The organism is Spirulina sp. CS-785/01 (assembly GCF_028330525.1).
Classification (GTDB): domain Bacteria; phylum Cyanobacteriota; class Cyanobacteriia; order Cyanobacteriales; family Spirulinaceae; genus JAQMSD01.
The window spans coordinates 1-20,231 of sequence record NZ_JAQMSD010000145.1 but is presented as its reverse complement, the minus strand read 5'-3'; the positions used below and the strand labels follow the sequence as shown (position 1 = coordinate 20,231).

Here is a 20,231-nt window from a genome sequence, read left to right as displayed (position 1 = left end):
TCGCTATTTGGCTTTTATAGGGTTTTGGTGCGTTACGCTGTCGCTATTTGGCTTTTATAGGGTTTTGGTGCGTTACGCTGTCGCTAACGCACCCTACTGCCTGATTTGGTGGGTATTGCCCACCCAGCCCTTTCAAGGTGACAAATTGGGAAATGAGAAACCGTTGTTTCAGACACTCATGATAAATACTTGCTCCCCCTCTCCAAGGTTGGGAGAGGGGGTTGGGGGGTGAGGGCGACCTTGACAGGGCTGGCATTGCCTACCCTACTATTTCACTAAATTAGCTGTGTCAAGGCACTACTTTACTGTTCTGTTAAGACTTCTTCAAAGGGGAAGTCGGGGGCTGCTAGGACTAATAAGGTGGTGGGTAAGCCTGACGTTCGTGCTTGCATTCGTTCGTAATATTCCATGTAAGCATCGGTGACTTCGGGTTGGGCCATGCCTAAAAAGATGAGATCGGCATCTTGAGAGGAGGTTTGTAAGATTTCGTCAAAGGAGCGTCCTTGGGCAATAATGACTTGGGGAAAGGCCCGAATGCGTAATGCTCTGATCAAGGTGTCTAGGTTGGTTTGGGCGGCTTGGGCGGCGGTGTCGTCGGGAACAACTAATTTGAGGTAAATTTCTGTATTGCGCCAAAATTCGGCACTCCGCAAGAGGTCGGCTAATAAAATCATTAAACTGCCGTTGGCTTGTAAACCTCCCCACCAAATGTCAATTCGTTGCCGTTTGCCAAAGCCATATTCGTGGTTTTCTCGCAAAATGACTAAACTGCGTTTGGCGTTGTGAATGGAGGCTAACATGGTGCAATATTGTTCCCGTCGTTTCGGGTCTTCACTATCTCCTAATAAGATGGTGTTGGGGACTATAGTCCCTAACCCGTAGGTTTCGACCAGTTGTTGTCCTCCTTCAAAGGGGTTGGGGGCGGTGACGACTCGCACTAATGCCTGAACGCCTCGACGTTCGAGGTAGTCTCGAATGGTTAATTCGAGTTCTCCTTGTTGGGCCATATTCCGTGAGCCACTGGGGAGGATGCTGGAGACGGTGACGAGGCCGCGGTTGTGGGTGAAGGCATCGGCGAGTTCGATGAGGGACCAACGTTTGCGGGGGATGCCGGAGAGGACTAAAACATGGGGTCGCCAGTTTTTGATGTCTTCTTTGTGGCCGACTTGAAAAATGCCGATGCGTAGTAAGGCCATCCAAATTCCTCGGCGGACATCCCCCCAGGTGGCGATGAGTTCTCGTTGTTGTAGCCAAGAGTAGATACCGAGGACGATGATGGCGGCGACGATGGTGGCGATGGGGTTGATGAGGAACATGACGGCGAGACACCCCACTGCGCCGAGGAGGGACAAGAGCCAGTGAACTCGGAAACTGGGTCGGAAGGAGGGGCTTTGTAAGAAGCCTTCGATTCCGGCTGAGACGTTTAAGACCATGTAGGTGGTGAGGAAGAACATGGTGAGGACGGGGGCGATGATGTTTAAGTCGCCGATACAGACGGCGGCGACGGAGACGACGAGGGTAACGGCGGTGCCGATGCGGGGTTCGTCGGTTTTGCCTGTTCCTTGCCCTAAAAAGCTCATCCAGCGGGGGAGTACGCCATCTCTGGCGAGGGCTTGCAGGACGCGGGGTGCGCCTAGAATACTGCCGATCGCGCTACTGAGTGTGGCCCCCCAAACCCCGACTAAGATCGAGGGGCCAAAGAGGGCCATTTGTTCCATGATCAGGGGTTCTTCTCGCAGGGTGATGGCATCGGCCCGCATGGCGAGGATGACGGGGAGTCCCATGTAGATGATGTACCCGGTGCCAATGGCCCCTAAAGTTCCCCAGGGAATGGCTTTACTGGGTTCGCGGAGGTCTCCGGACATATTGACACCAGCCATAATGCCTGTGACGGCGGGGAAGAAGACGGCAAAGACAGCCCAGAAGGGTTCGCCTTTGTTGGTCCACATTTCGATGACGGTGGGTTCGAGGGATTTACCAAAGAGGAGGGAGAGGAGGGAGAGCGCGATCGCGGCCATAATAAAATATTGCGTGCGAATGGCAATATTGGCGGAAGTGATGGCTAATATGGCCACTAAAATCGTCACTGCGAGGGCGACATAGGTTTGATTGAAGAAGGGGAAGGTGGCGGCTAGACTTTCAGCAAACCCCAAGGTGTAGAGGGCCACCGAGAGGGCCTGGGCAAAGTAGAGGGGAATGCCGACGGCCCCTCCGGTTTCAATGCCTAGAGAACGGCTAATCATATAATACGCGCCCCCGGCCCGAACCACTCGGTCGGTTGCGATCGCGCTAATCGACAAAGCGGTTAAAAACGTAATCCCAGTGGAAAGCGTCACAATGGCCAAGGTTCCCAACAAGCCGACATTCCCCACCACCCACCCAAAGCGGAGATACATAATCACCCCTAAAATGGTGAGAATGGAGGGGGTATATACGCCCCCAAAGGCCCCTAAACCTGTCTTTTCTTCTGTGGCTGTGGTCATGGGTTATCCTCGACTATCTGGAGATATTATGCCTGATCTCTCTGCGCGATCGGTTTAACTGCCTCAAAAACCTCAGCAAATTTTACCCTGACTCGGAACAACTGCTGAGACTCACCTGCACTTCAGTCAGGTAAGAAGTCAAGACAAGTGACGTTGAAAGCCCATTCCATTCCTTGAAAGGGATGGAATGGACTTCGACCCCAACCCGCCTTTTTCTTTCTTTTGTCTGACTCCCCTCACAACAGGTTTCCCCCTACCGAGAGGTTTCATCTACCCCAACTCACGAATAATAAAAATCAGAACCGTCATCATGATTCCATTCAATGAAACAACTGCATAAAATTACTTCAACATTAGGACTGACTACCTTATATTCCTTCCTATTTACCCTCTTTCCCCAAACGGCTCACAGTACCGAAAAACCGTCCCTACAGCCGAACAATTCCTACTCTATCGCCCAAGTGAATCAATGCCGTGAAGTGGACGTAAACACCGTATTAAACGTCCGTCAGACTCCCAATGGTCAAGTCATCGGCACATTAGACAATGAACAACCCGTCTCCCTCGCAGGAGAACCAAATAACAACTGGGTGCAAATCGACGCACCCATAGAGGGCTACGTTTACACCGAATATTTAAAAGAATGTACGACAGAAATAGTATCTGCCCCCATCGGCAGTGAAGGCGTTTCCACTGTACCTGGGAGCAACTGTCGCAAAATCAACACCCCCAATGTCTCAGTCCGCCGTGAACCCGGAGGGGAAAGCATTGGCCGACTCGCCCAAGATCAAATAATCTACATTGCCAACGAAGGGAGAGACGGTTGGGTTCCCATTGAACGTCCCGTCAATGCCTATATCAGTGCCACCTATCTCAGTTATTGTTCTGAGGCCGAAATCTCCGCTAACCCCCCAGAAAATATTGTGCCAGGAGCATTCGGCAGTGAAGCCATTTCCACCAGTCCAGGGAGTAACTGTCGGCAAATTGTTGATCCTAATGTCACCATTTACAGGAAACCAGAGGGAGAAGCCATTGGTCAACTGGACGAAAACCAAGTAGTGTATATTGCCAATGAAGGGAGAAATGGTTGGGTCCCTGTCGAACGTCCTGTTAATGGGTTTGTAGAAGCTAACAATTTAACGGATTGTCTCTAGGAATTGTCTCTAAGATAGGAATTTCCCCGACTCCACTCATCAACCTCACTGGAGAAGGGGAGAATGCGAGTCACGCTCACCGATGTCCCTATAATGAAAATGCTCTCCTGTTGAACCTTTCACTTTATGGCCTCTAAACGAAATTCCTCTGGAAAAAAACGCATTGCCTATCAAGAATTTGGTACAGTCAACAATGATGAAGCCTTAGAACGGGCTGTACCAGACCTTCCCCCCGCACAGCAAGACCTCCGGATTCAAGCCTCTCGCAAGGGACGCAAGGGGAAAACCGTGACAGTCGTAACGGGGTTTCAGCATCAACCCGAAACCCTCAGTAAACTGCTGAAAAAATTAAAAACCCAATGTGGCAGTGGTGGCACGGCAAAAGACAACACCTTGGAAGTCCAAGGAGATCATCGTCAGAAGATTTTAGAGTTATTAACAGCATGGGGGTATAACGCCAAAATTAGTGGCGGTTAGCCCCAATACCTAGCCTTGGGTTGAAAGCCAAGACTAATCCCTTAAACTTGTTCAAAACGGGGTCAAGAGAACAATTAGGCATTGAACACAACCCCCCTAAATATTTATCCTCCAGTTATTGCTGAAACTGTTGAAACTGCTGGTTGGGTGGCATTTGTTGGGGGTTTTGCACCGGACGAGTATAACCAGAATTGGTTTGCTGTGAGTCATCCATAACATTAGGGGTAACAATAACAATCACCTCATTTCTCTGATTTTCTCGCGTCGTGCGTCGAAACAGCGAACCAATTAATGGTAAATCCCCCAAAATAGGAATTTTCTGCACATTGACAATATCTTGATCTTGGATAATTCCCGATAAAATCAGAGTTTGACCATCCCGAATGCGAATTGTGCCTGTGGTTAAGTCGCGTCGGTTGAGGAGGGAAATTTCGTTATCCCCAATATTCTGCACCTGACCAATGGAACTGACACTAGGATTAATTTGCATAGTCACAAATCCATTATCATCAATTCGTTCTACGTTGATTGCCAACACTAAACCCACACCATCTTGGCCTTCACTCACTTCTACATCAGTTTCTGTCACCACTGTTCCCCCGGAACTGCTGGTTGTGACTTCTACCCCGGTCACTACGTCTTCGGTAAGATTGACAGAAGCGGTTTGACCTTCTTGAATAATCAAGGTGGGATCAGTCAGAACTTTCGCATCATTGTTTTGAACAGAGGCTTGTAATTGGGCCAAAAAGACATTGATCATACTAAAGTTCCCTAATAAGGGATTGGTTGCTACCCCATCTCCCACAGAGTCAAAAGTGATACCCGTGCGACTGGGTGCGGCTTCTCCGGAGGGAGGGACTGGATTTCCGTCAATATCTTCAGGGGCAGCATCGGGGTCAAAGATAAACGGTTCATTGAGCAGATTACTGTCATCAGTCCCAAAGTTAATAATCCCAATCCCGTTTTGATTAATAATCCCGGTATCATTGAGACCAAAGGAAAAACTTGTCCCAAATCGTCCTACATTATTTAAGTTCACATCAATAATTTTCACATTGACGGCCACTTGGCGACGACGGGCATCTAGTTGGGTTAGGAAGGTGGTTGCCATGGAGACTTTTCGGGGTTCACCGATCATGGTGAGGGTGTTGAGTCGGTCATCGGTGGCCACGGTTAAACCATTCAAAATATAATTGCCTGCGGTATCGCCTTCTCCTCTGGAGGCTGTTACTGTGGTCAGTTGAGGAGGGGTTTCTCTGCGACCAATTACTTCTCCGGTTTGAGGGTTGGTAATATCTTCGGTGACTTGTACCAGAAGCTGGGTTTCTGCACCAATCGAGGCCAGAAAAGTGGCGGCGGTTTCTGCTTCGACTTGGTTGAGCCGAAAAGTACGAGTGACGATGTTTCGTGCATCTTGGGGGAGGTTTGTTCCTACAAAAATGGTGCGGCCTCGACGGGCGACTTCTAATCCGGTGGTTTGGATGACGGCGTTAAAGACATCTTGGACGGCGACATCTTCGAGATCAAGGGAAATTAAGGGGCCGCCACCTCCTCCTCCTTCTCCTTCTCCTCCATTGGTATAGACTAAGTTGAGGTTAGCGGAACGAGAGAGAATTCCTAAGACTTCGCGCACGGGGGCATCTTGGAGGACAATGCGGGGAACTCGCACGGAGGTGCCGAGATCAATCACTTCTGGGGCGGAGTCCACGTTGGACACGGCGATGTCTCCTACCGGAGGGGGGACGGCTCTGGGGAGGAGGGGAGGGGCGGGAACGACGGGTTGGGCGGGTTGGGCGGCGGGGGCGGGGTCGCCTTCGACGGTGATTTCTGGGTCGGGGACTAGCACTTCAGAACGCTGGGCTAGTTGGTTAAAGAGTTCTGCGTCAAATTCTGGGGTGGGGGGTGGGGTTTGTCCTTGGGGTGAAGGAGGGGGCTGATTTTCGGGATTGTTGCTGGGGGCGGGTTCGGTAGGCAGGTCGGGAAGCTCGAAGTCGCTGGCGGGGGGAAGGTCGGTCGAGGGTTGGGCGGCTTGACTATCGGGAACGTCTGAGGGGTTTACATCCCGTTCTACGGTCAGTCGAGGAAGTTGTGCTTGAGTGCCGGGGGCAAAGCCGAAAACAATTTGGTTGCTTTCTCGTTGCACGACTTGACCAATGGGGGCTTCGGTTTCTCCGGTGACGACGACTCGCACGGTTTGAGCGTTAATTTGTTTGACTTCGACGGTGGCAATGCCAGCCATGGGGTTATTCTGCACAAAGCTGCCGCCACTGGGGAGGTTGAGTTGACTGTTGAGAACTTCGGCTACGAGGCGGTTGCCGTCGGTGACGGTGAATACTTGGGGGGTTGCGCTGCTGTCCCCAATTTGTAAGAAGAGGCGAAAGCCCTGTTCGCCTTGTTGCAGTTGTACGCCTGTTACTTGTACGTTTGCTGCTTGGGCGGGGTGCGCCATCAGTAATACGGCGGCCATCCCGGTAAAAATTCCAATAGGTTTAGAATACGCTCTCACTGTCACTCCTCGACCAACTGCCTGTTATCGCCAGATTATTGACTCACAAATAAGTTTAACCCGATTTCCTCTGTTGACGATCTTATCGGTTTTTGTGATTTTATTGGGGTCTATCTCGGACACACAAGGTTGGTTGGTTTGACCTCCTCTCTCACGGGACGCGAGGGCCTTCTCTCACAAGAAGATAAAGGGGAAAATTCCCACTAACCCACGGGTGAGGGACTGCTCAGGGATTAAGTTAAGTTAAGTTGTTTTTTTGATGGGTTGGCTTAGTTTTGTTGTCCCTCTTGACCTTCTTCGCCTTCGGGTTGTTGGGCGGCCTGTTGTTCGGCTAGTTCTTCTTGACTCACGGGGAGTAGGATTTCGAGGTCAAAGGTTGAGGTTAACACGGGTTGCCCTTGGGTGACAATTTGCCCTTGGGAGTTGATCACCCGACTTTCTGGGTTACTGACTTGGGTATCTAGGTTTTTAATGACGATGAGGGTTTGTAACCGTTCTAGGTCTCGTAGGATGTTGAGGGTGGCTTCAAAGGGGGCTTCTATTTCTAGGCTAAGGGTTTGGCGTTTCAGTAGGTTGTTCACTTGGGGGCCAAAAGACCCATCGGTAATGGTTTGGGGTTGGCCTTGAGGGGGGTTATAGTTGAGGAGTTGACCGCCTTGTTGGATTTGTTGGTTGAGGTTGACTAAAAGGGTATTTAAGGATTGTTCGCCGCTAAAGAGGGTTAATACTTCTTGGCGTTGTTGTTGGGCGGTTTGCAGTTCGCTGCGCAGACTGGCAATTCGCTGTTGTGCTTGTTGGAGTTGCTGTTTTTCTTGGTCTTTGTTGTCGATGTTGGTTTTTAATTCATTTAAGTCTTGTAGGGCGGGTTGGATTAGGGTAATGAAGATGGCGATCGCACCGCCCAAACCGGCCAGTCCCAATATAGCTCCCACAATAACGGGGGTGAAGGTAATCCCAAAGGCGGCAGGATAGGGGGATTGTTCCTCCTGTTCTTCCTCCATGGGGGCAAAATCGTCGGTTAATGTCATGGCTAGTTACTGGTTTGTTGAGTATTGTTTTGTTGTTGAGTATTGTTTTCTGGGGCGGAGACTTCTAGGAGTCCTTTGTTTTTGAGGGTTTGAATGCGAATGACTGACCCTAATGTGCCTTTATTTTGCAGTTGATTGACTAGCTCTGTGGCGGGTAAGTCACTTAAATCATTTAACCCCACTTCTAGGGTATATTCCACCACTTCTGGGAGTTGAATGTCCTCGGTGGTTTGATTGGTTTGTTGTTCCCCTGGGGATTCTAGGGGTTCGGGGGGGTTGGGATCACTGACGAGACTGGCTTCGAGGATACGGCTATTTGCTGCATCAAAAAAGGGCGATCGCTGCAACGTCACCAGAAACGAGTTGACCTCACTATAGGAGTTGGCATACCCTTGAATGTTTAAACTGGGCCTAGGCAGGCTAGGGGCTGGGGCCGCTTCTCCTTCCCCATTTTGGGCGGGTTGTTGGTCTTGGTCTTCCGGGGCCTGTTCGCTGATGGAGGTAATTTGGAGATTAGCGGGGATGCGATCGCGCAAATCCGCCAACACTGCCGACCAGGGTAAAATCCGCGTGAACACCGTTGTCAAACCCGCCGTTTGCTGTTTGGCAATGTCCACTTGAGTCTGGAGTTGCTGAATTTGCTGGTTTTGGGCTTGTAACTGTTGAATATCACCCTCTAACCGATTTAACTCCGCTTGCAGTTGCCCTTGTTGCCATTGGACATACAACCAATAGCCTCCTGCTCCTGCCGCTAAAACCACAGCCACCACACCCCCGCCAATGGCGGGCAACCATTCAGCGAGACTGATCTGCCGTTTCGGTTTCTTCTCAAACGCCTCTTCAGATGCAGGGGCTGCGATCGCTGCCCGATCATTGAGAAAATTGATGTCTAAACTATACATCCTCTTAAATCTCCCGTAGTCCTAAACCCAACGCAATCCCTAAACTCGGTCTTACCACGGCTGGAATTTCGTCTTCTGTTTCTAAGGATAAAGCAGACACAGGATCAATTTGCTCGGTCGGTAAACTGAGACGATTGGTAAAAAACTCATCGAGTTGTCCAATGCCGCCCCCCGGCCCAGCTAATAACAATTGTGCCACCTCCAAGTCGCCACTTTGGTTGAGATAAAAATCAATTGACCGACGTAACTCATCGGCCAACTCCCCCAACACTCGCAGCAAGGCGGCCATCCCTGGATTAATCCCTGTAGCCCCCGTCCGCAGTCCATCCACAGGGGTATTGGGAATCGTCATCCCTTGTAACATTTCCGTGTCTCGTTTTGTCGGCAAATTCATCGCCCGTGATAAGGCACTCTGTAATTGAAACGTCCCAATGGGGACTGTCCGCGAAAATTGTGGCACTCCATCGACAATAATAGCGATTTCTGTACTTTCAAACTCAATATCCACCAAAACCGTGGCTTCTTGGGGGCCAAACTGCCGCAACTGTTCCCGAATTGTCCGAATCAACGAAAAACTATTAATTTCCAACACATCCACGTCCAGTCCTGCCTGTTGGACAATTTCAATATATGTATCGGTCACTTCTTTCCGAGTCGCCACCAGCAAAACTTGTACTTTTTCGATGCCATCTTCATCCTCAAAAAAGCCCAATTTCTGATAATCTAAATCCACTTCCTCCCTAGGATAGGGCAGATATAACCCTGCTTCATGATTTAACACCATTTCTCGCAATTCCTGATCATCCAACTCCGCCGGAATGGGAATAATACGGATAATTGATTCTCGCATCGGAACCGCAGTAGCAACCTTTTTAGCGGTAATTTTATGCTCTTGTAAAGTATCCATAATCAGTTCCGCTAATGCCGGTGAATCAATAATCTGACCCTCCTCAAAAATTCCCTCGGGAACTTCCTCAGTAATAAAGGTATTTAGTTTATAGGTTTGTCCTTTGCCTTTCTTTTGCAGTTGGACAATATTAATTCGCTCAGGGGCAATTTCTAATCCGATCCCCTGGCCTGATTTAGAAAATAAATTTTTGAGAGAACTAAACATAATTAAATTAAGAAAAAATAGAATAAGATTATGTTGTGAGGGATGAAACTCCCTAGACCATTCTTAACAAGAGATGACCCCTCTCCTGTCCTTAACTAGACCGATACTTGATTGAGCATTCCATCCCCCTCTCCCCCCATTAAATAGCTCAGGTCAGTTATTTTTAAGGATTCAGATCACTTCCTGCGTTCCTATTGAGGAAGAAACCCTCCTGAACTGTCTTACACAAGGCCATCACTGGGAAAACGACTCCAATTCGGGGATGTTCTTCAATCTAGCTTAGTTTCTCCTCTGAGGAAAGATTTGTCTAGGAGAAAGGGGTTTAAGCAGATAGGAGTCCCATTCAAGCCAGATATTCTCTAATCTCCAGGCCGCTAGTATCGGGAGTCTCGAAAGTCGGAGAGACAGTCCTTGGCCGCACCGTTCTTTTGACCCTTCCGACCTCCTAGTTTCAACTGTTTGCTAAAATGCGACAATACCCTTGAAATCACAGTTTTCTTTAACCCTAATGATCAGACTCCGCAAACGCCTTCGCTTGGGTGTTTTCCTTGCTTTCGGACTTTTACTCAGTTGGTTGATTAGTTGTACTTCTGGAGGTTCAGGCAACCCCGGACAACTGGAATTCTGGACAATGCAGCTTAAACCCCAGTTTACAGACTATTTTACAACTTTAATTGCTGACTATGAGAGTGAACACCCTGAACAGACGGTGCGTTGGGTGGATGTCCCGTGGACGGCCATGGAAAGTAAAATTCTCACCGCAGTCTCGGCAAAAACGGCCCCAGATGTGGTGAATTTGAATCCTAAGTTTGCGTCTCAGTTGGCCTCCCGGAATGCTTGGTTAAATTTAGATAAACAGCTATCAGAGGAGCAAAAAGCGGTTTATTTAGCGAATATTTGGGAGGCGAGTCGCTTGGAAAGCGGGAGTTTTGGCATTCCTTGGTATTTAACCACGCAAATTACTGTTTATAACCAAGATTTATTGGCCGAGGCAGGAGTCTCGGATTCGCCGCAAACCTATGCAGAGCTAGCACAAGTTGCGAAAGATGTCAAGGAAAAAACGGGGAAATATGCCTTTTTTGCTACCGTTGTGCCGGAGGATTCTGGGGAGGTGTTAGAGTCTCTGGTGAAAATGGGGGTGCAGTTGGTGAATGAGGATAAGACGGCGGCTTTTGATACCCCAGAAGGGAGGCAGGCGTTTCAATATTGGGTAGATTTATATCAAAATGAGTTACTTCCCCCGGAAGCCTTAACCCAAGGCCATCGTTATGGGATTGAATTGTATCAGGGGGGGGAAACGGCGTTATTGGGGACGGGAGCGCAGTTTTTAGAAACCATTGCCAATAATGCGCCGGAGGTGGCCGCTGTGTCGGCAGTGGGCCCACAAATTACGGGGGAGACGGGGAAAAAGAATGTGGCGGTGATGAATTTGGTGATTCCGCGAGATACGCCAACTCCTGAGAAAGCGGTTAATTTTGCCTTGTTTGTGACCAATAGTGAGAATCAATTGGCGTTTGCAAAGGCGGCCAATGTGTTGCCTTCGACGGAGGAGGCGGTTGAGGCGTATATTCAGGAGATTGAGGCGAAAACAGACGCTTCGGCGTTGGAGGAGGCGATTCAAATTGGGGCGCGACAGTTGGGGGATGCGGAGGTGTTAATTCCGGCGATGGATAATTTGAATGTGTTGCAAAAGGTGATTTATGAGAATTTACAGGCGGCGATGTTGGGGGAGAAAACGGTGGAGGAAGCGGTAGCGGATGCGGCTTCGGAGTGGGATCAAGCGGTGTCGGGGGAGAGATAGAGGTGAAGTTTGGCTGCTTAGGCTTTCAAGAGAGTTGCGATCGATTTCATGGGTAAGTAGAGCTTCATGGCCGTCTGTTGAAAGGCTTGAAAGCCGTACCGCAAATAAAAGTTTTTTGCAGTTTCGTCTAAGGCTTCTACTATAACCGCGACTGATGCCACCTGTTTTGTGGTTTCTAATGACCGTTTGAGAGCATCAATTAGCATTAGTTCGCCATAGCCTTGGCCTCGTTGAGATTGATCGACTGCCAGACGACCGAGTAAGGTGGCCGGGAGTCGCGGATAGCGCGGCAAACGTTGGGTTAAGGTGTCATCGAGTTCTGTGACTTCAACGGTGTAAGATGAGAGGGTGTAATAGGCAAGAATGGTCATCTCCACATCGTCAACCAAGACAAAAACGGCAGAAACGCGCTTTTTCAGGTCTTGAGAAGCGTATTTGCGAAGGTAGTTGTCTAAACTGTCTTGGCCACAAGAAAACGCTGAACGGTTATGTTTACGGCTTTGGAGTGGCTCAATTTTGAGAACCATTGCCAAAGGTATTTTGATATCGTAGGGCAGCCGATTTTAAGGCAGTATTGGGTTCAGGGGGATTCAGTAGGGAGTTGACGAAGGCTTGGCTGTCTTCTGCATTGAGTTTTAGGGTTTTATGCTGCTCAATGACCTGATAAGCCGCCGTTTGCACAGTGGAAATGATAAAGTCAGTTAAGGTTCGTCCTTCTAAAGCGGCTGCTTGTTGACAAAGGGCTTTAATTTCTGGGCTAATTCGTGCTTCTAATCGGGCTGTTGGTTTGGAGTTGGGGGAATTGACCATGGATACTGTACTGGAGATACTGTATTGGGGGACTGCGATCGCTCGATGGAGTGGTACTGTTATTATATACAGCTATTTGCCATATGGTTTAGGGGGTGAGGAGATGGTGATAGGTTTGGAGCATTTGTTTTGCGATCGCATCCCAACTATATTTGGCTTTGGCGAGGTGTTGGGCGTTTTTTCCCCGTTTTTCTAGTTCGGTGGGGGTTGCTAAGGCAAGTTTTAATTGGGTTTGAATTTCCTCACTGTTACAGGGTGTCACCCATCCTGCGTCTGCGGCCTGTACTGCGTCCCAAATATGCACTTGATCGGAGATTAACACGGGGAGTCCGGCTAACATGGCTTCTGCTACGGCAATGCCGAAGTTTTCGTAGTAGGAGGGGAGGACAAAGAGATCAGCATCTTGGAGTAAGGCGAGTTTGTTGTCTCCGCCGACAAATCCGGTGATGGTGGTACAGTCGGCGAGTCCTTGGCTGGAAATGCGATCGCCAATACTCTTTTCAAATACCGGGTCTTGGGGATTAGACCCTGCTAGGACAAAATGAAAGTCCACTCCCGCTTGTTTTAAGTTGGCTAAGGCAGGAAATAAGAGATCAAACCCCTTTTTTGGGTCAATGCGCGACATGAATAGAATTAGGGGTTTTTTGGGGGGAATGTTGTACTTTTGACGCGCTTTTCCGGGAGTGGGGAGTTGTCCCGATAATTCTACCCCCAGAGGAATAATAATATCTGTTGTTGCAGCCCCGAAGCGTTCCGAAATTTTGGCTTCTTGTTCACTGGTGAAATGAATGCCTGTGGCCCCTTGTAGGTTGGGTTTTTCTAAGAGTTGGGCGTAAATTTTTTTCAGTTGTTTCTTTTTCTTTAAGTCGGCTGGGTCAAGTGTTCCTAGGGGACGTAAAATATAGGGTAAGCCTCGCAGTCGGGCTACAGTTGCGGCGGTGCTGCTGACGGGGGAAAATAAGGCATGAATGTGAGCAATGTCGTACTGTTGCGCATTTTGGTAAAGCCATTTCAAGAGTCCCAAGGAAAATTTATAGCGACGAAAGGGGGAACACTGGAAATAGCGAATTTTATAGTTGTTTTCGGGAATGGTTGTATCAAGAGGAACATCTAACGGGGGTTGGCCTACGTCTCCGTTAGAGTTGGTGGTTACAATGGTTACATCAGCACCTTGTTTTCCTAAAGACTCGGAGAGTCCTCGTATCATTTGACTGGGGCCACCATAAACGAGGGAAACGGAGGGGATAATTTGTAAAACTTTCAGGGAGTTTTCTCGGCTCATAATTAAACTGTTTTAGGGGGGAAAGTGCGGGGAGCGTTTTGTTAAGATTCTTGATGTAGGTCTTGATAAAAGGCAAATTGTTCTTTAGCTAAGGCATGATTTGTATATTTTTCCATAACTCGCTGATATCCTTTGTTTCCTAATTCTTGTGCTAAGTCAGGGTTATCAATTAAACGAGTTAAAGTCTCTTTTAATGCGTCTATATTGCCTTCAGGGAAAATTAAGCCACTATCTCCAATAACATTAGGAATTTCCCCGGAGTCTGACCCAATTACGGGGACTTGACAGGCCATTGCTTCGATAATAACGTGACCAAATTGTTCTTTCCACCCCACTGCGGTTAAGGTTTTAACTTTGTAGGTGGTTTCTGAGGGGAGAACGAGGACGTTCATTAAGTTAATATAATGGGGGACTTGATCGTGGGGGACACTTTCGATAAAAAGGAGGCGATCGCTAATTTTGGCCTCTTGTGCTGTTTGTCGAATTTTGCTTTCTAATTCTCCTCGTCCTAATAACAGAAATTTCCACGATTTATCGGTTAATTTGGCTAAGGCTTTAATGAGGGTTAAAATTCCTTTTTCTTCTACAAAACGCCCCACGAAACCAACCACAAATTCATCAGGGTTTAGTCCTAGTTGTTCTCTTAATTGGGGTTGCGGTTGCGGGTTAAATAGAGTTTCATCTACTCCTAACTGGGGTAAGACAATGGCTTTGCCTTGATAGCCATGATTTCTTAAAATATCCACCCCATCTTGATTCCCAGAAACTAAGCCATGGGTGTGGTTTAAATTATAGGCTTCTAGCCAAGTAATAGGTAATTTATTTTTATAGTCAATATTCCACCAAGTAAAAAAGCAATTTTTTGCTTGGAGATTTAACAGTTTATTTAAGGTGATTAATTCAGCGTATCCCACAGATTTTGCACCCTGTTCCACTTGAATAATCTGTGGCTTAAACTCCCGTAATAGTTTTACAATTTCCCATCCAAAGGTTAAAAGACCTTGATTGTTTTCACTAAAGTTGGCAATGGGGACAATCCGAAAATTGCCTTCATCACGGGGTTGCGGTTCAACAATCCGCTTTTGCACCCCTCCTGGTCGCCATCGTTGGGGAACAACAACTGTCACCTCAATATCCGGACTTAATTGGGCAAGTTTTCGCAGTTTTTCACAATTTAAATCAACAATATAGGTATGACTGGCAACTAGGATTCTCATGGGAGTTTAAGGCTAGTGATGGGTGGTCTAGTTAGGCAGTGGCTTCTTCGGTCGGCTTTGAGGTCGTGACAACTCCCTCATCCTTATGACTGTACACTTGTCCGTCATCCCAGTTGGATTTTAAGCGAGTTTTTAGGGTATCGAGAAAGCCGATACTATAAAAGATGCCTCGTGTCACAATTTTAAGCGGAGACCCACTTTTATTACAGGGGGGATTGCCTAAAACGTGACAGTCAAATAATTTGCCATAGAGTCGCAGTTGTTGACCGAGGGTGAGGTTTTTTTGGGCCATGAGGAAGTGATTGTGGTAGAAGGTGATTTGATATTGCAGCGATCGCGTACTAATATCGTGACACCCTCCCGTTTCTTCTCCCAAATGGACTAAACTCGCGTCGGGGTCATACCAAATTTTCATCCCCGTTTGCCGAAAGCGCAAGGCAAAATCCGATTCTTCCCGCACCGCAGACCCCCGAAACCGTTCATCAAACCAAATTCCGTGTTGGGTAAAGATTTCTCGACGATAGGACATATTACACCCCCTCGCAGAGATCACCCACTGGGGTTTGACGGTATGGACTAAATCAATGTAATACCAAGCAATACCGGGATCCATCGCTTGGGGGGGTAGGTCTTCAATGGTTAATGTTCCCCCCGAATCCGCTAATTTCATGCGATCAAAGACGCGGCCTGCAACGGCCCCCACTTCTGGCCGTTGGTAGTGACGGGCATGATGGTGTAAATAGTCCGTTTCCAATTGAACATCATCGTCAATAAAGACGATAATCTCACCTTGCGATCGTCGGATTCCGTAATTTCTCGCCCCTGGTAAACTAGCCCAGTTGAGACGAAACCATTGAATCTTCTCTGTATCGGCCAACTGCTGCAAACACTGATCGGTTTCCGGTTTGTGGTTTTGCGTCTGATCTACCACCAGAACTTCAAAATTCGGATAGTCTAGCTGAAGAACGTCGTCTATTGTCTCGATCAACGTCTCTTCGCGGTTATAGGTTGGGATGATAACGGAAATGGCAGGAGAGTTCATAGCAGAATAACTCATTTTCTTAACCAAGATTCTAGCGTGATGGACTGGATCAGTTTGCTAAAAATTTGCTCGACTGGACGACACAATACATTGCCATTCCTCAGCTTGAGAAGATATTACCCTGAATTTAAGAGGCTAAAGGAGGTTCTTGGGCTAATTTTTTCTTGTTTTTCTTTTGCCTCAAAAACTCTGCTTCTTGTTCCCGCAAGACTTTTAATTTTTCTTGCTCTTGTTTATCGAGATCGGGTAACTTAAATATCATGCCGACAAATAACCAATAGTAAACACAAACTGGATCAGTATCTAGGGGATACCAGTAGGGGAAAAAGCTAATAATCCCGACAAACACTAATAAACTTGAACCAAAGTCACGGAGAAATTTGGTTTTAGTGGAGCGAACAATTTTCAATGACACAATGAAAATATTGGTTGTAAAGGAGATAAAAGCAATCAGTCCCAAGAACCCCATCTCGTAGAGTAATTTGGGATGAAAAGTTTCAACTAAGGCTGTATCTCCAAAAACCCGTGTAGAATTTGTAGCCTTTCCTAAGCCTCTTCCTAGGAAACCCCTTTGCTCATTGATCGCCCAATGAAATTGTTCTGCAATAAAGGCTTGAGGAGGAGAGGCGGAGGCTCGACTTTGTAAACTTTCTACCCGTTCTTCAATAAGGCTAGGGTTATTCGCCATCACCACGGTGAGAATAACTGCCAACCCTATCCCAATCGGGACAAATCTTTTCAAATTTGCCACTTGCCCTGTAAAAACTAGCAACATTATGGTAATTACTGGCACTAACGCGAGGGCAATACGTTGACCGGAAATAACGGCATTAACAAAGACAAGAACCATGCCAATTAAGCCCCCAATACGCCAAAATAGCGATGTATCACAAAACGCTACGGTAAACGTAATAGCACTATTACCAATGAGAAACCACGCCCAATGCCAAGGAGAGGCAAACGTTCCTGGTAAACGTTGAAAATTTTGGGAGGGACTAAACCCAACTGCACCACCTACTAAACATTTGGCATCAACACTGGCTTTGAATAAGGCATCTCCTACTTCATGGCGAGTTCCTTGACATATTTCGGTGTCCAGCATCCAAAACTGAACGATTCCTAGCAAAGTACAAGCCACTGCTAAGAGTAAATGAACTCGCCCGACCCATAAAAGCTTTTTTGCGTCTTCAAGGAGATAATATACACAAAAAATTAGCGGGATATATCCCATAAGGACTTTTAATCCTAACAGTCCTTGAGCAATCGGAATGCCATCTTTACAGAGTTTGTTCTCTCCCCATTCACAATCAGGCAAAATAAACTGCATTGAGCCATTGACTACTAATAAGGTAAGCATAGCAGTAGCAAACAAAAAGATTAAAGTTCCCAATATCTTTTTGTTCACGATGATAGGTTTCTTTTTCTTTTTTGCGTCTTGATATAAAGCAATTAAAGCGGGTATAAAAAAACCATCCTTAGCTAAGTTAAAGATGGCATTCCCTCCGACAATTTGATAAATCACTGTCCCACTAAAAGGCATATAAATAAAAAACATCCAGAGGGCAGTTCTGGGATATTGGTAAGAAAAATACATGACGGGTAGCCCCCCACCTAGAGCTAAACCAATTTTGGGTTTAATTAAAATGGCGGGTAAGCCGATAAATAAGAAGCACGCTGTACAAACGGTAATAACATGAATTAATTTCTTTTTATCCTGTGCAGCTTTACGTTTTTGGGCAGCAATTTCTTTAGGGCTTAGATTAGCAGTTTCGTCATTTTGTTGAGACTTTTTCTTTTTGTCACGCTTTTTCGATTTCAACATCGTAGAATAAAACCTGTGCGATTCAGTCAGGATGCACCCCTTTGAAAATCAGGATTCAACTGAAATTATCTCAATTGGACTCAAGGCTAGGACGCAAATTAGGATTTGAGGATTACGAGAAGCCCTTTTATTATGACAAATTTAAAAACAAACTACCACAATCGGATTAAGGCGAGAACTCGCGCCATAGTTCCGATGTGGCGTTGTTAATCTAATAGGGAGGAGCGGTCGGAAATTAACTCCCTAGATGTTCTGCAACGATTTGGACTAACTGTTGTGTCCAATGAGCGGCGGAGTCTGGACAAGCAGACTCGACCATGACGCGAATGAGGGGTTCAGTGCCAGATGCACGGACGAGAACCCGTCCCTGCTCGCCTAATTGTTTTTCGGCTTGCGCGATCGCCAGTTGCAATTTCTCACAGTCTTGCCATTGGGTGCGACGCTGATAGTCCTCCACAGGCACATTCCGCAACAGTTGTGGATAAGGGGTAAAGCTATCATTCACCAAATCAGCGAGAGAGTGACCCATTTGACGGACTAACGTGGTTAAATGGAGTGCCGTTTGTAATCCATCCCCCGAAAAACTATGGTGATGGCACAAAATATGGCCGGACTGTTCACCCCCTAACATAGCCCCCGTCTGAAACATTTCTGCTTGCACATATTGGTCTCCCACGGTGGTACGAGTCAATTGGCCGCCTAATTGCTGCCAAGCCCGTTCAAAGCCTAAATTAGCCATCACAGTAGCGATAATTAAATTATTGGGTAATAACTGACGGTCTTTCAGTTGTTTCCCCCAGAAATAAAGAATATAATCCCCATCAATGATTCTGCCTTGTGCATCTACTGCCATCACGCGGTCAGCATCCCCATCAAAGGCAAATCCTAGATCGGCTTGATGCTCTTGGACTGCCCGTTGCAGTAAATTTAAATGGGTTGAACCACAACCTACATTAATGCGATCGCCATCGGGCTGTTCATGTAAACAGACTACCTTAGCCCCCATTGCTCGAAACACAGCCGGAGCAACGTGTACCGATGCTCCCCAAGCCAAATCTAAAACGACCTTTAATCCTTGAAAATTCTGGTGAGTGAGGAGAGAATTTTGTAGAAAGTTAGTATATTGACCAACCAGTTCTGGCCGATAATAATGATGGCCCCATCCCTGATAAAGCACTGGGGCGTGATACTGGCCGCGCAACGCCGCTTCAATTTGTTGAGTTAATGTTGCAGAGAGCTTCGTGCCATCTCCATTAAAAAACTTAATGCCATTATCTTCTGGGGGATTGTGACTGGCCGAAATCATGATCCCCCCCATGGCGTTTGTCTGATTGGTAACGTAGGAGACGCAAGGCGTGGGACATAAGCCCATATTCCAGACTTCTAATCCTGCCGAAGTTAATCCCGCAGAGAGGGCTGTGGCTAACATATCACTGGAATTTCTGGAGTCTTGGCCCAGAATAATGGGTTGGGCTGCATCGGTGGCGTTGCGTAACACTTGCCCAGCCCAAAACCCGATGGATAAGGCCAGAGAAGCGTTTAATAATTTTCCGGCTTGCCCACGAATGCCATCGGTGCCAAATAAACGACTTTCCGGTAAAGGGGTAATGGTTTTAAACAGTTGCGAACCGTTGGGTTGATGGGATTTGGGGCTTGTGACTGGACTCGTCACGGAATTATGCTGTACTTGAACGGGAGAAGATACCATATTAACCTTTCCTCACACTCTATAAGTTGGAGAATACCATTTTCAGCCCAAACTATCGCGCTCTACGATCACATTTCACCGTTGGGCGGTTGTTTTTCTCCGTTCGTGGCTTGATGTCTTGATCCGGAGAAATGGTGGCTATACTCCCACTTGAAGGAATAAAGGCTGCATCTGTTCCCAGGTTAATCCCTGTTCAATATACTGGGGCTTATCCGGAGTATAGGGACTGGCTATTCGATCAATGGTGAGAATTTGGGCGGTGTCTGGGAGAATGGGAATATCGGGATCAAAGGCAGTCCCTTGACGGAGGGAACTGGAGAATCCTTTGTAGATTAGCACTTGGTCTTCTGTTCCTTCGATCTCTGCCGTGACGATTAAGACTTCTTGGGGACGTTTGAGGGTGTAGGCTTCTAGGCGTTTACCGGGGGATTGCGTCATCGTCAATTGGGTTGGTAAGGGGAAGATGGAGACTCCTATCCTTCACGAAGGGGAGGAAATCTTCCCCTTACATGAATAACTGCCCCATAGGGCATCCTGATTAGAATGCGTAACAGTATCCGTCTTTCCTGTGTACAATATGGCAGTATTTATGGGAAATTCCTTGCACTAAGCCTGACTTAGTTTGAATATTAAAACTTCCAGAACTTCTAACAGCTACTCTTCCAACATATTCTCCTGTTTTCTTTCCTTTAGTAACATTGGCTTTGACAATATCTCCTGTTTGAAAACTTTTGACGAATTTGCATCTTGGAACATAACGCTTAGGAAAACCAGACTTATCTGTACGGCACATTTGTCGTGAACCGTGTCCAGTAGCCGTAATTAAAAGAGGTATTTTAGTTGTAATTTTTAAGTCTTCAGGTGTAGATTTTCCTACACAAGAGG

General features: G+C 47.2%; 16 protein-coding genes and 1 pseudogene. 3 read left to right on the top strand and 14 right to left on the bottom strand.

Going from position 1 to position 20,231, the window contains the following annotated elements:
- Nucleotides 1–302: 302 nt before the first annotated feature.
- Nucleotides 303–2,483 (bottom strand): amino acid permease, encoded by a 2,181-nt coding sequence (locus PN462_RS09190; protein ID WP_272127813.1) that lies wholly within the window; start codon nucleotides 2,481–2,483, stop codon nucleotides 303–305.
- 323 nt (nucleotides 2,484–2,806) lie between these two features.
- Here PN462_RS09190 and PN462_RS09185 point away from each other — a divergent pair, with 323 nt between their 5' ends.
- Together PN462_RS09185 and PN462_RS09180 are read left to right on the top strand one after the other, a co-directional pair.
- Nucleotides 2,807–3,637, top strand: a complete 831-nt coding sequence (locus tag PN462_RS09185) for an SH3 domain-containing protein (RefSeq protein ID WP_272127812.1) — start codon at nucleotides 2,807–2,809, stop codon at nucleotides 3,635–3,637.
- Between the two features lie 126 nt (nucleotides 3,638–3,763).
- Nucleotides 3,764–4,114, top strand: coding sequence for a translation initiation factor (locus PN462_RS09180; protein ID WP_272127811.1), 351 nt, complete (start codon nucleotides 3,764–3,766; stop codon nucleotides 4,112–4,114).
- Nucleotides 4,115–4,229: 115 nt separating this feature from the next.
- Here PN462_RS09180 and PN462_RS09175 read toward each other — a convergent pair whose 3' ends face one another.
- The 4 genes from PN462_RS09175 to pilM all read right to left on the bottom strand — a co-directional run bounded on the left by PN462_RS09175 (nucleotide 4,230) and on the right by pilM (nucleotide 9,664).
- Nucleotides 4,230–6,620 carry an AMIN domain-containing protein gene (locus tag PN462_RS09175; protein ID WP_272127810.1) on the bottom strand — a complete coding sequence of 797 codons (2,391 nt, stop codon included), beginning with the start codon at nucleotides 6,618–6,620 and terminating at the stop codon, nucleotides 4,230–4,232.
- A gap of 269 nt (nucleotides 6,621–6,889) precedes the next feature.
- A complete protein-coding gene (locus PN462_RS09170) occupies nucleotides 6,890–7,648 on the bottom strand; it encodes a hypothetical protein (protein WP_272127809.1) in 759 nt (252 codons plus the stop codon).
- A 2-nt stretch (nucleotides 7,649–7,650) separates the two neighbouring features.
- Entirely contained in the window at nucleotides 7,651–8,550 is a 900-nt protein-coding gene (locus PN462_RS09165; RefSeq protein ID WP_272127808.1) for a PilN domain-containing protein, read from the bottom strand.
- Nucleotides 8,551–8,554: 4 nt separating this feature from the next.
- Nucleotides 8,555–9,664 (bottom strand): type IV pilus assembly protein PilM, encoded by a 1,110-nt coding sequence (gene pilM / locus PN462_RS09160; protein WP_272127806.1) that lies wholly within the window; start codon nucleotides 9,662–9,664, stop codon nucleotides 8,555–8,557.
- Between the two features lie 508 nt (nucleotides 9,665–10,172).
- Between pilM and PN462_RS09155 the strand changes: the two genes are divergently transcribed.
- A complete protein-coding gene (locus PN462_RS09155) occupies nucleotides 10,173–11,465 on the top strand; it encodes an ABC transporter substrate-binding protein (RefSeq protein ID WP_272127805.1) in 1,293 nt (430 codons plus the stop codon).
- Between the two features lie 17 nt (nucleotides 11,466–11,482).
- On the opposite strand, the gene PN462_RS09150 is transcribed toward PN462_RS09155, so the two are convergent.
- The 9 genes and pseudogenes from PN462_RS09150 to PN462_RS09110 form a co-directional block, all read right to left on the bottom strand.
- A complete protein-coding gene (locus PN462_RS09150; RefSeq protein WP_272127804.1) occupies nucleotides 11,483–11,992 on the bottom strand; it encodes a GNAT family N-acetyltransferase in 510 nt (169 codons plus the stop codon).
- Nucleotides 11,976–12,275, bottom strand: a complete 300-nt coding sequence (locus PN462_RS09145; RefSeq protein WP_272127802.1) for a type II toxin-antitoxin system TacA family antitoxin — start codon at nucleotides 12,273–12,275, stop codon at nucleotides 11,976–11,978. Before PN462_RS09145 ends, PN462_RS09150 begins: the two co-directional genes overlap by 17 nt.
- An 88-nt stretch (nucleotides 12,276–12,363) precedes the next feature.
- A complete protein-coding gene (gene hpsP / locus PN462_RS09140; protein ID WP_443029117.1) occupies nucleotides 12,364–13,539 on the bottom strand; it encodes a hormogonium polysaccharide biosynthesis glycosyltransferase HpsP in 1,176 nt (391 codons plus the stop codon).
- Nucleotides 13,540–13,598: 59 nt separating this feature from the next.
- Nucleotides 13,599–14,774: a hormogonium polysaccharide biosynthesis glycosyltransferase HpsO gene (hpsO, locus tag PN462_RS09135; RefSeq protein WP_272127799.1), complete on the bottom strand. Its 1,176-nt coding sequence runs from the start codon at nucleotides 14,772–14,774 to the stop codon at nucleotides 13,599–13,601.
- A 31-nt stretch (nucleotides 14,775–14,805) separates the two neighbouring features.
- Nucleotides 14,806–15,816 carry a hormogonium polysaccharide biosynthesis glycosyltransferase HpsN gene (gene hpsN, locus PN462_RS09130; protein WP_443029116.1) on the bottom strand — a complete coding sequence of 337 codons (1,011 nt, stop codon included), beginning with the start codon at nucleotides 15,814–15,816 and terminating at the stop codon, nucleotides 14,806–14,808.
- A gap of 127 nt (nucleotides 15,817–15,943) precedes the next feature.
- Nucleotides 15,944–17,638, bottom strand: a complete 1,695-nt coding sequence (gene hpsL / locus PN462_RS09125; RefSeq protein ID WP_272127797.1) for a hormogonium polysaccharide biosynthesis protein HpsL — start codon at nucleotides 17,636–17,638, stop codon at nucleotides 15,944–15,946.
- A 235-nt stretch (nucleotides 17,639–17,873) separates the two neighbouring features.
- Complete coding sequence (gene glmM, locus PN462_RS09120) at nucleotides 17,874–19,346, bottom strand: phosphoglucosamine mutase (RefSeq protein ID WP_272127795.1); 1,473 nt, start codon at nucleotides 19,344–19,346, stop codon at nucleotides 17,874–17,876.
- Nucleotides 19,347–19,484: 138 nt separating this feature from the next.
- Entirely contained in the window at nucleotides 19,485–19,784 is a 300-nt protein-coding gene (locus PN462_RS09115; RefSeq protein WP_272127793.1) for a DUF7734 family protein, read from the bottom strand.
- A 100-nt stretch (nucleotides 19,785–19,884) separates the two neighbouring features.
- Nucleotides 19,885–20,231, bottom strand: a pseudogene (locus PN462_RS09110) (RNA-guided endonuclease IscB); the annotation flags it as partial.